Annotated in this window: 14 protein-coding genes and 1 riboswitch; of the genes, 11 read left to right on the forward strand and 3 right to left on the reverse strand. The window is 59.8% G+C overall.

Annotated elements, in window-relative coordinates; genetic code table 11:
* The first annotated feature begins 266 nt into the window (after positions 1 to 266).
* From ACZ9HU_RS18125 to ACZ9HU_RS18140, 4 genes are all read left to right on the forward strand, one after another.
* Positions 267 to 728: a hypothetical protein gene (locus tag ACZ9HU_RS18125; RefSeq protein ID WP_476107020.1), complete on the forward strand. Its 462-nt coding sequence runs from the start codon at positions 267 to 269 to the stop codon at positions 726 to 728.
* Positions 715 to 1,206 (forward strand): ImmA/IrrE family metallo-endopeptidase, encoded by a 492-nt coding sequence (locus tag ACZ9HU_RS18130; RefSeq protein WP_476107021.1) that lies wholly within the window; start codon positions 715 to 717, stop codon positions 1,204 to 1,206. The genes ACZ9HU_RS18125 and ACZ9HU_RS18130 overlap by 14 nt, the downstream gene beginning before the upstream one ends.
* A 379-nt stretch (positions 1,207 to 1,585) precedes the next feature.
* Complete coding sequence (locus ACZ9HU_RS18135; RefSeq protein ID WP_476107022.1) at positions 1,586 to 1,897, forward strand: hypothetical protein; 312 nt, start codon at positions 1,586 to 1,588, stop codon at positions 1,895 to 1,897.
* Positions 1,898 to 1,988: 91 nt separating this feature from the next.
* A complete protein-coding gene (locus tag ACZ9HU_RS18140; RefSeq protein ID WP_476107024.1) occupies positions 1,989 to 2,795 on the forward strand; it encodes a recombinase family protein in 807 nt (268 codons plus the stop codon).
* Here ACZ9HU_RS18140 and ACZ9HU_RS18145 read toward each other — a convergent pair.
* Both ACZ9HU_RS18145 and ACZ9HU_RS18150 read right to left on the reverse strand, forming a co-directional pair.
* Positions 2,689 to 3,327 carry an Eco29kI family restriction endonuclease gene (locus tag ACZ9HU_RS18145; protein WP_476107025.1) on the reverse strand — a complete coding sequence of 213 codons (639 nt, stop codon included), beginning with the start codon at positions 3,325 to 3,327 and terminating at the stop codon, positions 2,689 to 2,691. The two genes, ACZ9HU_RS18140 and ACZ9HU_RS18145, sit on opposite strands and share 107 nt — an antisense overlap.
* Entirely contained in the window at positions 3,327 to 4,553 is a 1,227-nt protein-coding gene (locus ACZ9HU_RS18150) for a DNA cytosine methyltransferase (RefSeq protein ID WP_476107026.1), read from the reverse strand. The genes ACZ9HU_RS18145 and ACZ9HU_RS18150 overlap by 1 nt, the downstream gene beginning before the upstream one ends.
* 275 nt (positions 4,554 to 4,828) lie before the next feature.
* On the opposite strand from ACZ9HU_RS18150, the gene ACZ9HU_RS18155 reads away from it, so the two are divergent.
* Both ACZ9HU_RS18155 and add read left to right on the forward strand, forming a co-directional pair.
* A complete protein-coding gene (locus ACZ9HU_RS18155) occupies positions 4,829 to 5,317 on the forward strand; it encodes a hypothetical protein (RefSeq protein ID WP_476107027.1) in 489 nt (162 codons plus the stop codon).
* A gap of 302 nt (positions 5,318 to 5,619) precedes the next feature.
* Positions 5,620 to 6,726 carry an adenosine deaminase gene (gene add / locus ACZ9HU_RS18160; protein WP_476107028.1) on the forward strand — a complete coding sequence of 369 codons (1,107 nt, stop codon included), beginning with the start codon at positions 5,620 to 5,622 and terminating at the stop codon, positions 6,724 to 6,726.
* A gap of 4 nt (positions 6,727 to 6,730) precedes the next feature.
* Here add and ACZ9HU_RS18165 read toward each other — a convergent pair whose 3' ends face one another.
* Positions 6,731 to 7,342, reverse strand: a complete 612-nt coding sequence (locus ACZ9HU_RS18165; protein ID WP_476107030.1) for an FKBP-type peptidyl-prolyl cis-trans isomerase — start codon at positions 7,340 to 7,342, stop codon at positions 6,731 to 6,733.
* 195 nt (positions 7,343 to 7,537) lie between these two features.
* On the opposite strand from ACZ9HU_RS18165, the gene ACZ9HU_RS18170 reads away from it, so the two are divergent.
* From ACZ9HU_RS18170 to ACZ9HU_RS18190, 5 genes are all read left to right on the forward strand, one after another.
* Entirely contained in the window at positions 7,538 to 8,569 is a 1,032-nt protein-coding gene (locus ACZ9HU_RS18170; protein ID WP_476107031.1) for a sensor domain-containing diguanylate cyclase, read from the forward strand.
* A gap of 136 nt (positions 8,570 to 8,705) precedes the next feature.
* Positions 8,706 to 9,977, forward strand: coding sequence for a class I SAM-dependent methyltransferase (locus tag ACZ9HU_RS18175; protein ID WP_476107032.1), 1,272 nt, complete (start codon positions 8,706 to 8,708; stop codon positions 9,975 to 9,977).
* 89 nt (positions 9,978 to 10,066) lie between these two features.
* Positions 10,067 to 11,347, forward strand: a complete 1,281-nt coding sequence (locus ACZ9HU_RS18180) for a cation:proton antiporter (RefSeq protein WP_476107033.1) — start codon at positions 10,067 to 10,069, stop codon at positions 11,345 to 11,347.
* A gap of 32 nt (positions 11,348 to 11,379) precedes the next feature.
* On the forward strand, positions 11,380 to 12,864 hold the full coding sequence (locus ACZ9HU_RS18185; RefSeq protein WP_476107035.1) for a DUF389 domain-containing protein: 1,485 nt from the start codon (positions 11,380 to 11,382) through the stop codon (positions 12,862 to 12,864).
* A 131-nt stretch (positions 12,865 to 12,995) separates the two neighbouring features.
* On the forward strand, positions 12,996 to 14,204 hold the full coding sequence (locus ACZ9HU_RS18190) for a chloride channel protein (protein WP_476107036.1): 1,209 nt from the start codon (positions 12,996 to 12,998) through the stop codon (positions 14,202 to 14,204).
* A gap of 122 nt (positions 14,205 to 14,326) precedes the next feature.
* Positions 14,327 to 14,436, forward strand: a riboswitch (TPP riboswitch).
* The last annotated feature ends 93 nt before the right edge of the window (positions 14,437 to 14,529 follow it).

The following is a 14,529-nucleotide window of genomic DNA, read 5'->3' on the forward strand; positions in this document are numbered from 1 at the left end:
GCTTAAAATCTTCACTATGCTTCATCATCTCGTCGGTCTCCTGTTGCGAGCATAAAACGCTCAGGTGACCGGCACAAATCCGTTACAAGTCCATTACTCAGAACAGTAAGGCCGGGGTAGGCCCCCTGTCGGCTGGCCTAACTGCTAAAACTTTTAGCGGTCCCATTAAGCCCCTGATGGGCCGCCCTAGTCATCTGCGAAAACCATTCCGCTGTAGCTCCACAACCGACCTAGCCGAAGTGCGGGGGATATGGCATCAAAACACAATGTCCACCCAAACCATTAGCGCGAACGCTTGCTTCAAGATCGTGGAAGCAGCCACTCAATCTTGTCAGGCCCCTGTTGTGCCCCAAGCGGCTCCTACCAATCCAAACTGGGATGCCATTGCCGTCTCCCTTACATCGCAGTCGAACGCGATTGCGTTTGGCGCTGTAGTTCTAACGGTGATTTTTGCCATTGCGGGTATCGCTTGGGGAAGGATCATCACTCAAAACGCTGAGCAGGAAGCGCGCAAGGAAGCCAAGGAGGAGGCTAGGAAAACCGCAGAGTTAGAGGTTAAAAAGTGGATTACCGAAGAGGGCATTCCATTCCTTCGGCGCGAGGTGGAAGAATGGAGGAAGACTTTTCCACAGGAACCCACTATATCGGAAGACCTGATAGGAGACATGGTCGCTGCTGCTGGCCGTGAAGCTGACAACGGAAAGGAGGGTGAAGATGGAGAAGAGTGAAATGAACATTGTAGCCCGCTATCTGAAGAAGGCTCCTGTTGACCTCAAAGCCATTTTTGCTGAGTTGGGCGTAGAATACAAAACTGATTGGATGGATGACGGCGCGTCAGGGTCAATCACCCGTAACGGTGACCAATTCATTGTGACCATAAACGCACTTGAATCGGACAACCGGCAACGATTTACGGCAGCCCATGAGCTTGCACACTATCTTTTGCACCGCGATCTGATGGGTGACGGAAAGCGAATGCATAGGCACGTTGATAACCTTTATGGTGGTGAGCGTCCTCACGATCTGGTGTTCAAGCGGGCGCATGAAATCGAAGCGAACCGTATCGCCGCTCAGATTGTGATGCCTAAGAAGTTGGTCGAGCATGAGTTCCAAACCGAAAAGGACTCGGCTGCGCTGGCAAAGAAGTTTGGCGTATCGAAAGCAGCCATGGACATACGGCTCAAGACGCTAAATCTGGTGAAGTAACCTCCATTGGTCGGCAAGTGGTCAGCCATGGGCCGCCCTGCGGCTGGCCAGTGAGGCGGTGGCGGTGTCCCGCTCCTGATCTGACCTCCTCCCTGTAACCCCGCCCTGACGCCCCCTCAGGGTGGCGCGGTCTGTGCTGTCGATGGAAGGTCAGGGGCGGGCGCTTGGTGGCCCCGATGGTTTCAGGGGTCGCTTACCCGAAGCCCAATATATACGCGGCGCTCTGACCTCTTACCCCCATGGCCCACCCTCGGCCTGATCGGGAATGAGCCTCCCCCGAATCCCTGCAAGAATGCAGGTTTTTTAGGGCTTTACAGCGATTCGCTGTTGTGATTCATCCCCGGCCAGCGGCAACCCCGCCGCATGGAAGGAGGAAGCATTGACCACCACGAACACCACCACCGCCAGCCGCGCTCCCGCCCGCAAGAAGGCTGTGCGCTATCACTGGGCCGTCTATCTGGGGACCGAGGGGGCCGACCATGAGGTGCGCCCACGGGGCTTCTTTGACGCCTTCCGCCACAACTACCACGGCTGGGCCGTGTGGGTGGGGCCGCTGGGCCTTGCCTGCTTTCGGTCTGAGCGGTGGGTCTATCCAAGCGACGCTGAGGCGGCCCATGGGGCAGCGTATGACACTGAGGCGCTGCTGTCGTGGATGGATCGCCGCAAGGCTGGGCTGACCTCGGAAGCCTGACACCGCCCTACGGCTGGCCCAGTGTCTCCCCTGTGGTGGCGCTGGGCTGGCCTGCGTATCAAACCTCGTAATGGTCGATAGGTGATTTGATATGACCGCCAAGTTCATTGCTTACCTGCGCGTCTCCACCGCTGAGCAAGGGGCCTCAGGGCTGGGGCTGGACGCTCAGGGTGCGGCCATCGCGGCCCATGTGTCCGGCTGCGGGGGAGACTTGCTGGCCTCCTATGTCGAGATCGAAAGCGGCAAGCGCAATGATCGGCCCAAGCTGCGGGAGGCGCTGGACCATTGCAAGCTGACCGGGGCGCGGCTGGTGGTCGCCAAGCTGGACCGGCTGGGGCGTAAGCTGCGCCTGCTGGCTGACCTGATGGAAGGCGAGGTGGGCCTTGTGGTCTGTGACCAGCCGGGGGCATCGTCCCTGCTACTGCACATTCTGGGGGCCATCGCTGAGGAGGAGGCCCGCACCATCTCCCTGCGCACCAAGGCCGCGCTGGGGTCGATCAAGGCCAAGCTGGACAAGGGCGAGGCTCACACCTCCCGCCGCTCAGGCCGACAGGTGGCGCGGCTGGGTAACCCTAGGGGCCTGTCGGTCTCCCGTCCTGACCTTGGGGCCGCTGCGGTGGTCGCCAAGGCAGACGCCCACGCCGCCAAGGTGGGGCCGATGGTGCAGACCTTGCGCGCCTCTGGGCTGTCCTATGCGGCCATTGCTGATCGCCTGACCGCTGACCGCGTGGAGACACCGAGGGGTGGCGCATGGACGCCCATGGGGGTTAAGCGGGTGATAGAGCGGGCGTTTAACGCGACAGGAAGCGAGGATGCGCAGGGACCGAGGCGCTTGCGAGATAAGCCGCAACCTCACCCTGCAACTGCTCCGCTGTCTCTGGGCGGGGCTTGCATTTAACAGCCCAAGCGCGCCCCGGATGAACCACATCCCAGCGGGTGACCATCCCTTCATATCGGCCCTTGCCCGGATCATGGTTGCCGAACCCATCAAGCAGGCGGTTCCAAACGGGGGCGAACTTAGTGATGAGTAGCGATTCCCCAAGAGGAATCCATATGTCCTTTACAACCAGAGCGCGGCAATAAAAGTCGTCGATGTTGAGGTTGCTGGCCAATCGGATGCTCTCCGCGTGTTCGCTCAGGCGGTCATGCAGCTTGGGGCCGACCTTCGCGCTAGGATCGAACAGACCCTTCCGAGCGCCAGCCGATACGGCTTTGCCAACGTAAATCGGCCACTCAAAGCGGTTGTCGCGGTTCCGTTCTGCCATCGCGTGGTAGGAGGGAAACGCTCCGCAATAATATAGGGCGTAGATGCCCGCGCCATTGAATTTGGATAGACCGCCCAAGGCAACGGGGTCTCGCTCTAGCAAAGCCTCGGCAACACTCGCCCCAAGGTTTCGTTCGTCGAGCGGGTTGTAAGGCTCATAATCCATCAAGCGTTCCCTTGGGGTGATTCCAACAGGGACGCCTTTAAGGCCCTGAAATCAGCCTGCAACAACTGTTCGGCAACACTTGCCGCGACAAGGTGGCCTAGGCTAACCGGCACCGCATTGCCGAGTTGGCGCATAGTCTCCGACCATGCACCATGGAAGGCGAAGGTATCAGGGAAGGTTTGCAGTCGGGCGCTTTCTCTAACCGTGAAGTAGCGAACGCTTCCGTCATCCCTCACCATCATATTCTCGCCACCTGGCACACCATGGTCACCAGCTTTCAGGGTCTTTGCAGGCAAGTCCAACGGGCTACCTGTGTGGCCCAGATAAGCCCGTGCCCCCGGTTGCAGGCGGTGATTAAGCCATTCGCGGCTGTCTTCCATCCTTGGCTGTGGAATGCCCAGCAAGGCATCCCGCACCGTCATCCATGGCTTTGACGCAGCCAAGACTTCATTAGAGCGGCGCAGGCGCTCGATGCGTTTGGCTAGGCTTGGCCCCATGGCAGCAAGGCCAGCCGCTGGCGCTTTGCGCTTATGCCTGTCCCAGTATTCCCCAGAGACCCACTGGCTGGCTAATAGGGCATCGAGAGAATGGGTGGAATCGGGGAAGCTCCATTCAATCCCAAGATCGCGCCGGAACCCCACGATAAAGACGCGCTCACGCTTTTGCGGCACCCCATAATCTGCTGCGTTCACCAGCGTTCGCACTAGGTTATAGGACAGTCCCCTTGGGCCTGCCGTATGTTCACGTTGCAGGCGGGCAAAGTGATCCTGCCAAGCCTCATCACTGCGTCGCTGAATCTCCGGCAATTCAAGCTGCAACTCGATGTATTGCAGGTAGTTTGCGAAGGCAGCCCGCGTTAGTCCTTTGACATTTTCCACGATGAATGCCCTAGGACGAAGCCGCCTGATAACATCCACGGTAGCCGGAAACATATCCCGATGGTCATCATAGGCCCGATGCTTGCCCCCCATAGAGAACGGCTGGCACGGCGGGCCGCCGCTGACCAAATCGACTTGCCCCTGAATGGCGCTGTAATCGAAAGAGCGCACATCTCCGCAATGGATGGGCCAATCCGTGAGTAACGGAAAGCCACGGTCCTTGTTCTGCTGCAATGTGTCGCAAGCCCAACGATCCCATTCCAGAACCGCCAAAGGTTTGAAGCCCGCAAGGCTCACGCCCATGGCCAAACCACCAGCACCGGCAAACAACTCAACTGCATTCAACATTGGTCGATCCAAACCCCGCCCACAGCTCTCGCGTTCTCGTGATGTCGCACAACCGGAACAGAAAAGGAATCCCTTGAAGCACAGAAGGCTGTGCATGATATGACCAAGGGCTTTCAGGCAGTGGTGTCCGTTGAGGATGCCGTGCCAAAATATCAATCTGAGTGCAGAGAAGGGGGGCTATGGTGCTAGAGTCGATCCATGATCTTCGAAGGAAGTCGCCATGGCACCACCTTGCCCGTGCCGAAAATGCGCGCTTCTCTGCATATTCCCTCTGGATGGCACGCGCTGCGGAATGCGCAGATTTGGCCTCGTCTATTAGGTATCATGGCACCCCGGCTATCGCTTTGTCGGAGGCTTTCAAACGTGAAGCTGCGCTGTCAATCGAACTCATCCTCAAGGCGGCGGTCGCTCGTCGGATTGAGGTTGGTGCGACTGGTGTGGGAGGACAGGAGGTGCCTTCAACCCATGATGTGGTTCGGCTTTGGGGGATGACTGGACTAGTTCCGTTCAGCCGCTTGCAGGACCGTATCAAAAAGACCTTGCTGGAGGCTCACCTCATTTTGACTGGCGCGGGGCGTTACGCAGCGCCCAACAAAGGCAAGGAGGACTACGAAAGTGAGATTCTCAATCGGATAAATGCTGTGACCCCTGTGGTGAGAAAGCTAGGTGACTTTGAGATTAGGCAAGCAAGCTGGTTCGGTTGGGACGACATTGACGCGGTGTATCAGATGGTCGCCGGACATATCGAAGAGATGCGTGATTAATTGACCGCTTCCTCTCTGCCCTGTTTTTTCATCTTGGCCAGCCGCGCCCCAGCGGCTATCCATAAGGCAGTCCTGAGGTCCAACTCTCAGGTCCAAATGGTCTCCCATCGGCGGTCCTGAAAGCCGCAGAAATCAGCCATTACGGGGTTGCTCAGGGCGTTTCTAGCCCTGTCCACCACCGTTGCTTTACCCCGCAAAATCGGTGCGCTCATTTCCGTAATGGGCTGTTGCACAAAGCATGTTTGACCTGTGGCCGCGCCGCGTCGACACAGACGCCATTGGGGTTTGCAACAGGGGCGAATATGGATCGGCGTGGTTTTGCAACGGGTATGGTTTGTGCAGCGGCCATGATGGGCCGGGCGGGCGCGGTGGCGCCGATCAAGGACCCGTCCATCGCCAAATTCATCGCCGGCATGCCCAAGGCCGAATATCACGTCCATCTGGAGGGCACGCTGGAGGCGGAGATGAAATTCGCTCTGGCGCGGCGCAACGGGTTGCAATTGCCCTTTGCCGATGTGGCGGCGATGAAGGCCAGCTATCGCTATCACGATCTGCCCAGCTTTCTGGCCATCTATTATGACGGGATGAAGGTGCTGCTCAAAGAGCAGGACTTTTACGACCTTGCCTATGCCTATCTGAGCAAGGCGGCGGCGCAGAATGTAATCTACACCGAAATGTTCTTTGACCCGCAGGAGCATATGAAGCGCGGCGTGCCGATGGGCGTGGTGATCAGCGGCATCACGCGGGCGCGGCGCGACGCGATGGCCAAACTGGGCATTCGTTCCCAACTGATCCTGTGCTTCGTGCGCGACCTGTCGGCGCAAAGCGCGATGGAGGCTCTGGATGCCGGATTGGCGTTCAAGAGCGACCTGATCGGCGTCGGGCTGGATTCGGACGAGGCGGGCAATCCGCCGGAAAAATTCCGCGAACATTTCGCCAAGGCGCGGTCCAATGGTTTGCATGTCACCGCCCATTGCGACATCGATCAGGAAGATACGCTGGGCCATATACGCACCGCGCTGCTGGACCTGAAGGTGGACCGGATCGACCATGGTGGCAATATCGTGCAATCGCCCGAACTGGTGACCATCGCGCGGCAGAAGGGGATTTCCTTTACCGTATGCCCGACCTTTTCCGGCACGTTGCGCAAGGGGATGGAAACGCCCGTCGATGTCGTGCGCAAGATGATGGATGCCGGGTTGAAAGTGACGATCTCGTCCGACGACCCAGCCTATATGGGCAGCGAGTATATCAACGATGTGTTGATCCGCGCAGCCGATCGCAGCGGTTTAAGCAAGAGCGAGTTGATCACCATCGCCCGCAATGGTTTCGAGGCGGCTTGGCTGCCACAGGCGGACAAGGATGCGATGCTGGGCAAACTGGCGGCCTATGTGAAGGCCGCCAGCTAAGGCTTTATTGCTGGGGCGGCGTGGTCGGCGCGGCGGGCGCTTCTGCGGCGGCGGCGCGGGCCTTGCGGATGGCGTCGATTTCGGCGGCGGTCTTGTAGTCAATCAACTCGACCTGAAACACCAGATCGGAATTGGCCGGGATGGGGCCTGCTTCCTGTGAACCATAGCCCATGGCTGCCGGGATGCAGAAGCGGGCGATGCCATTCTTACCCACCATCTGAAGCCCCTTGGAAAAGCCGGGGATCACGCCGCTGACCGGAAAGGTTGCCTTGGTGTTCTGATCGAACACGGCGCCGGTTGCCGCCAGATAGCCGATGTAATTGACCAGCACGTAATCCTCTGCCGCAGGCTTGGCGCCGGGGGCGTCGCGCAGGATCGTATAGCCAAGGCCATCGGCGGTCTTGGCGCTGCACAAACGCTGGCCAGCGGGCAGGATCGGGTTGAGCGGCAAGGGGATGATGTCATTGGTGGCCTTGACCACCGATGTTGCGGGTTTGGCCGCTGCCTTGGCGACGGGCTTGCGCGCCGGTGCGGCCTGAAGAGAGAGCGGGACCAGCAGCATGGGCAGGACCACAAGCGGGGCGAGGGGCGACAAAGCGCGGAACGAAAGCTTCATGGCCAAATCTATAGGCAGGATGCCCGCCCGCAATCAAGGCGGCGGCGCATAATCCTATGGGCGAAGGATTGGTTCGCTCCATCGTCGTTGATGATGAAATTCATGGTTAAATTTCGGAAAATCCACCCGTCCTTTGGGGCAATGGTCGTGACGGCATAATGGGTCAGCACCGCACGATCAGCATAAGGAACAATCATGTCGCAAGAATTGCTGGTCCAGATTTCGGATACTTTGATGAGCGCGCAAACCGTTGAAGAACTTACGCGTCCTTTGTTGGCTATGCTGGAATTGGTAACGGGTCTGGAAAGCACCTATTTAACCCGCGTTGACGAGGACGCCGGGGTGCAGACGGTCATCTATGCGCGCAACACCCGGCAAATGCAGATACCCGAAGGTATCATAGTGCCCTGGGATGACACTTTGTGCAAACGCGCGCTGGATGAAGGGCGGCCCTTCACCGAGGATGTTTCGGCCTGTTGGGGCGATTCCGAAGCGGCGCAGGCACTGGGCATATGCACCTATCTGTCAACGCCCCTGCGTCTGGAAGACGGCAGCCTGTTCGGAACATTATGCGCCGCCAGTGCCGAGCGCCGCCCCATCTCGTCCGAAAGCCAACAGATCCTTGCCCTGTTCGGCCAGTTGATCCAGCAGCACATACAGCGCGAACATATGATGGAGCGGCTCAAACAAGCCAATCGCCAGCTTGAAAGCTTTTGCTTTACCGACACGTTGACCGGCCTTCCCAATCGCCGCTTTATCTTTCAGGAGTTGTCACGCCTGTTCGGTCTGGCCCAGCGGGAAGGGCGCAAGGTGCTATTGGCCTTTATCGATCTTGATGGGTTCAAACAGATCAATGACACCTATGGCCACGAAACCGGCGACGCTTTCCTGATCGAGGTGGGCAAGCGCCTTTCCTCAGGTATGCGCAGCAGCGATCTGTTTGGGCGTCTGGGCGGGGATGAATTCGTGCTGGCCGGACTGGCCCCGGCACTGGACGCTGATGATGGCGCCCCTGTCGCCGGTATGCGTAAACGGATCTCCGCCCTGATCGAGGGGGATTATGATTTACCCGCCTGCCGCTTTTACTATCCGGGCGCCAGCCTTGGCATCATCAGCGCCGATCCGCAGCATTTGACCACGGATCAGGCCCTGCAAAAGGCCGATGCCGCCATGTATCTGGAAAAGCGTGAGCGAAAGGAGAAGCGGGAACCGGCGCTCATACCCTGATACGGGGCTGGAGCGGTCATTACGACTATGGTATATTCCGGATGTTTCCTGCTGCGAAATAAACAAATCGCGGCCATTCGTCGGAACCAATTTCGCCTTTGCGGAATTGATATGCGACGGGATGAAAGGACGAAACATGTGGTTGCTTGATCGCTTCCTTCGTCGTTCCATCCGCACCGGGCCATTACAGATTACCGATGCGGACGGACGGGTCTATCATTACGGCACCGGCGCGGGTGCTCCATTGCATCTTCGCTTTACCGACAAACGAACGGCGGCCCATATCGCGCGCCATCCATCACTTGGCGCGGGTGAAGCCTATATGCGCGGGTGGCTGGTGGTGGAACCGCCCCATGACATCCGCGATCTGATCCTGATGATCGGCGCAGAGGTCAAGGCCGCCAAGGGCCATATGGAGGCGCCGGGCCGGATGCGGCAATGGATTGACCGCGTGGCATGGCGTCTGGACCAATTCAATGACCGCCATCGTTCCAGCAAGAACGTTCGCCATCACTATGACCTGACCCGACAATTCTACGAAATGTTCCTGGACGAGGATCGCCAATATACGATGGCCTATTTCGCCCAGCCGCAGGTCGGGCTGGAACAGGCGCAATTGGAGAAAAAGGCGCTGATCGCGGCCAAGCTCGCTCTGCAGACCGATGCGCGCGGGATGCGGGTGCTGGACATTGGTTGCGGGTGGGGCGGATTGGCGCTCTATCTCAACCGCAATTACGGTTGCGAAGTTCTGGGCATTTCGCTGGCCCCCGATCAGGTGAAATTCGCACAGGAACGGGCGCAGGCCGCAGGTGTTGCTGACAAAGTGCAATTCCGGCTGGTGGATTATCGCGATCTGACGGACAAATTTGATCGGATTACCAGTGTCGGGATGATCGAACACGTCGGCGCGCGTCATTTTGATGAATATTTCGGCCATACGTTTGATCGACTGGCCGATGACGGCATCATGTTGACCCATACGATTGGGCGCACCGGACGGCCCGGTTATACCGACGCATGGACGCGCAAGTATATCTTTCCGGGCGGCTATATCCCGGCGATGAGCGAATTGGTCGGCGCGATTGAACGCACCGGCTGGCAATTGGGCGATGTTGAAATCCTGCGCTATCACTATGCCCATACGCTGGCCGAATGGTATCGGCGCACCACGCTGCATGCGGACAAGATTACCGCCATGTATGACGAGCCGATGCTGCGTATGTGGCAATTCTATCTGGCCGGGGCCGAACAGGCGTTCCGACAGGGCAGCATGGTCAATTTCCACATTCAGAGCGTCAAGCGTCAGGATGTTCTGCCCATGACGCGGGACTATATCGCGGACGAAATGCGCCGCCTTCTGGCCAAAGAGGCGCCGCCGGTGTGGCACCTTGCGCCAAAGGTCGCGTAAAAGAGGCATAGTAAAGGTTCGGTTTTGCTGGACAAGCATGCCGGGGGCATCAAAATGGGCCTCGACAGATACGATAGAGAGGCCTTGCCGTGTCCCCGACATTCTCCCCCTTTGACGCAGCGGCGGTATTGATCGTGGCGGCGGCGGTGTTGGGTTACGCCAACCACCGCTGGCTGCGTTTGCCCGCTTCGGTCGGGTTGACGGTGATGGGGGCGATTGCCTCTCTGCTGGTGCTGGTGGTTGACCGGTTGATGCCGTCCAGCCAGCTTGCGCCTCAATTCAACGCTTTTCTGGGACAACTCGATTTCCATCGCACCCTGATGGAGGGGATGTTGTCCTTCCTGCTGTTCGCCGGGGCGTTGCATGTCGATTGGTCGCACATGCGCAAAGGGCGCTGGCCCATCATCATTTTCAGCACAATTGGCGTGTTGATCTCGACCGTGGTGGTGGGTTTTGCCTTTTGGCTGGCGGCCGGCTGGCTGGGGGTCATGGTGCCGCTTGGCTGGGCGCTGGTCTTTGGCGCCTTGATCAGCCCGACCGACCCGGTTGCCGTCATGGCCGTGATGAAGCGCGCTGCCATGCCCCCGACGCTTCAGGCGACGGTGGCGGGGGAAAGCCTGTTCAATGACGGTGTGGGCGTGGTGGTTTTCACCATCCTTCTGGCCATCGCGACGGGCGGCGAGGAGTTCCACCTGTCCCACGCGGCGATGGATTTCCTTCAGGAAGCGGGCGGCGGGGCCTTGCTCGGCCTTGTGATCGGCTGGATCGCCTTTCGCGCCATGCGCAGCATCGATGAATATAATATCGAGGTAATGATTTCTCTGGCCGTGGTGATGGGCGGATACAGCCTTGGCATGGCGCTGCATATCAGCGGGCCGGTAGCGATGGCGGTTGCAGGCCTTGTGATCGGCAATGCGGGTGTCGCCCATGCGATGAGCGATGTGACGCAGGACTATCTGCTCAAATTCTGGGCCTTGATTGACGAGATCCTCAATGCCGTGTTGTTCCTGCTGATCGGGCTGGAAGTGATCGCGATTGCGCCACATCTGTCTTTGCTGGCGCTGGGGGTGATTTCGATCGTTCTGGTCATGGTCGCGCGCGTCATTTCGGTGGGCGTGCCCTTGGTAGCGATGCGGCGCATGATCGATATGGGGCCGCTGGCCTTGCCGACATTGGTCTGGGGCGGGCTGCGCGGGGGGATTTCGGTGGCTTTGGCCCTGTCCTTGCCCGACAGCCCGATCCGCAGCGCCATTCTGGCGGCGACCTATCTCGTCGTCCTGTTTGCCGTTATCGTACAGGGCGGAAGCATCGGCGCGTTGATCGAACGGATCAAACAGCGTCATGGCGTAACAGGGGAAACGGTGCATTGAGAAACTGGCACCAACGGCTGCGCTATTGGCGGGTGAAACTGGCCCATCTCGTGCTCTTGCCGGACATGAGCGACGAGGAAGCCGGCACAATCCGCCAGCAGGTTGAGGATGACGGGCGACTGTCGCGCGGCTTTGCGCTGATGTGCGGCTTGGCGGCGGGCATTGCCATGCTGGGCCTGTTGCAATCCTCGACGGCGGTGGTGATCGGGGCGATGCTTGTTTCGCCGTTGATGGGACCGATTGCGGCGCTGGGTTTTGGGTTTGCCGCGCTCGACGGCCATCGCATTCGTGACGCGGCCAAGGTGGTCGCGGTTGGCGCAGCCATCGGTATTCTGACCGGCATTCTCATCACCTGGCTCAGCCCGATACGGAATGCCACGCCGGAAATCATCGCGCGGACCCAGCCGACCTTGCTCGATCTGGTGGTGGCTTTGCTCTCCGGGCTGGCCGGGGGCTATGCCTCGGTGATGAAAAAGGGTGGGACAGCGATTGGCGTTTCCATCGCAACGGCGCTTATGCCGCCTTTGGCAACCGTGGGCTATGGCCTTGCCGTGTGGCAGCCCGCCTTTGCCATCGGCGCCTTGTTACTTTTTCTTACCAACCTTTCGGCCATCGCTTTTGCCTTTGCGTTGGTGGCCCGGCTCAGCGGCGCGGCCTTGCCCGACCGTGATGTGGACTGGTCGCCGCGCTATGTTTTGGCCGGGCTTGGCGCTTTTGCGGTACTGGCCGTTCCGCTGGGCCTGACGCTGTCGCAGGTCAGCCGCGAGGCCGGTCTGCGCAAGACCGCAAGGGCCGCCATTGCCAAGGCCACCGATGGCGCCAACAGCCGCATTGCCCAATTAGACGTGACATGGCCGCTGCTGGGTGATCCAGAGGTGAGCGCGCTGGTGGTGACGCCGCGTTATTCCCGCGATGCCGATGATGTGTTGCGCAAGGCGTTGATTGCCGATGGGGCGGAAAAAGTAACGGTCAAGCTGCAACAGGTGCTGGCCGCGGACTTGCCCGCCCAGACGCAGGCAATGGTTGATGCCGCGATGGAGCGTACTGCGGCGGGGATCGCCGCCGATGTTCCGCCCTATGCACGTATTCGCGCCGCAATTGGTTTGCCCACCTCATCGCTATGGGTGAACCGAACGGAACGCACGGTCTTTGTCGCACCTGTCGCCGCGCCGGGGTGGCGGCTGGAGGATTATCGCCGGGTGGAAGTTATGGCCCAACAGGTGGCCGAAGGATGGCATGTCGCCATTGTCCCGCCCGCCAGCGCGAATCTCAACGTCGCTTTGGAGGGGCAACAGGATGAAACGGATGCGGTCACGCCGGATCTGGCGGTCTGGGCGGTGACGCGTTGGGGGGTGAACCGCGTTGTGCTTTTGGGCGCGGAGGAAGAAAGCGCCGCCTTTGTTCAGCAATTGCAGAGGGCCGGGATTGCCGTGACGGTGGCGGCGCCATCGAAGACAATCAAGGTTGCGCAAGCGCAATTGCAATTTGCGCCGCCTCCACCCGCCAACGCCCCATAGACGGCGGGGCATTTGCGGCCTAAGGGCTAAGCCTTCCAAGCTTGGCTGAACATGAGGCCGCTGTGTCGATCTATCGGCAAGCCATCGCATGGTTTGCAAAATTGCGCCGTACCGGGAATTTGAAATCAAGGGTGGCCGCCATCATTGGCGCCATGCTGCTGGCGCTGGTCGCCATCATCTTCGCGCAATGTGGTGAATGGGCGCAGCATCTGTTTATTGCGATGTACCGCCGCGCGTTCTGGTCACCGTTGATCGTGACGCCCGCCCTGTTCATGGCGGTGGTGTGGTGCACGCGGCGCTATTGGCCTCTGGCCCGTGCCTCCGGCATTCCGCAGGTGATGGCAGCCTGTCACAAGCCAGATGGGCCAAAGGCCAAGGCCTTGTTGTCACCCTCGACTGCACTTGCCAAATTCTTCGGTACGATCCTGATCCTTCTGGCCGGTGGTTCGGCGGGGCGCGAAGGACCGACGGTACAGATCAGCGCCGCCATCATGGTGGCGGTCAACCGCGTCCTTCGCATTCCCGTGACCAGCGGCGTGGTGATTGCAGGGGGCGCGGCAGGTGTGGCGGCGGCGTTCAACACGCCTTTGGCCGGGGTCGCCTTTGCGATTGAGGAACTGGCCTCGGCCTTTGAGCAAAAGGTTGCGGTACAGGTGATGGCCGCCGTGATGATCGCCGGTCTGGTCAGTCTGGGCCTGTCGGGTGACTACGTCTATTTCGGAGCGATGAGCACCCGGCTGGACCTTCATGCCATGGTGCTGGTCGTGCCTCTGGCCGGGGTGATCGGGGGCGTGCTGGGCGGATTGTTTTCGCGTGTGATGGTGGCGATGGCTTGGTCCGGGGCGCCTTGGCTGGTGCGGATCAAGGCGCGTCCGCTGCTTCTGGCCGGGGGTTGCGGTTTGATCGTCGCCTTGACCGGAATTGCCAGTGGCGGCCTGTCATGGGGCACGGGGTATGAAACCACGCGCGCCTTGCTCGAAGGGCATCAGGCATCGCTGTTGTTCGGTCCGGCCAAGCTGATTTCGACGATGGCCACGGCCATCAGCGGGGCGCCGGGGGGCATTTTCGCGCCCACCCTGTCGGTTGGCGCCGGTTTGGGGCAGGCCTTGTCGATGGCTTTTCCCGAACATTCTAGCGGGGCCATCGTGGTGCTGGGCATTGTGGGCTATTTTGCCGGGGTGGTGCGGGCGCCCCTGACGGCGATCATCATCGTGATGGAAATGACTGCCGACCGGGGGATGATCCTGCCTCTGTTCGGCACGGCGTTGATCGCGGATTGGGTCAGCTCTTTGGTGTGCCGCCCCAAACTCTATCACGCGCTCTCGCTCAGTTTTCGCTGAAAGCCATCCGGCCAGCACCATCGGGGTGTAGTGTTGCTATGCCCAAAATGTCGCAGTCGATCATCGTTGTTGCATGGCATGCGCAACAGGACTTCCCACAAGCGCAAAGAGCCCCTAGAGGCACCGCATCCCCGGGGGGCCGCTGTTGCGCGGCTGAGAGGTGGTCAGCAGACCACGACCCGCTGAACCTGATCCGGTTGACACCGGCGTAGGGAGGGTTGGCGGCCAGTCCGTTGTCTCTCCCGTTGGAGTGCGAGAGACGTGGAAAAGATGATGGCTGCCGATTTGATCCGTTTGCGTTTGCTGGGGGGCTGCGGGCGCGCGC

The organism is Novosphingobium sp. Sphag1I (assembly GCF_056279125.1).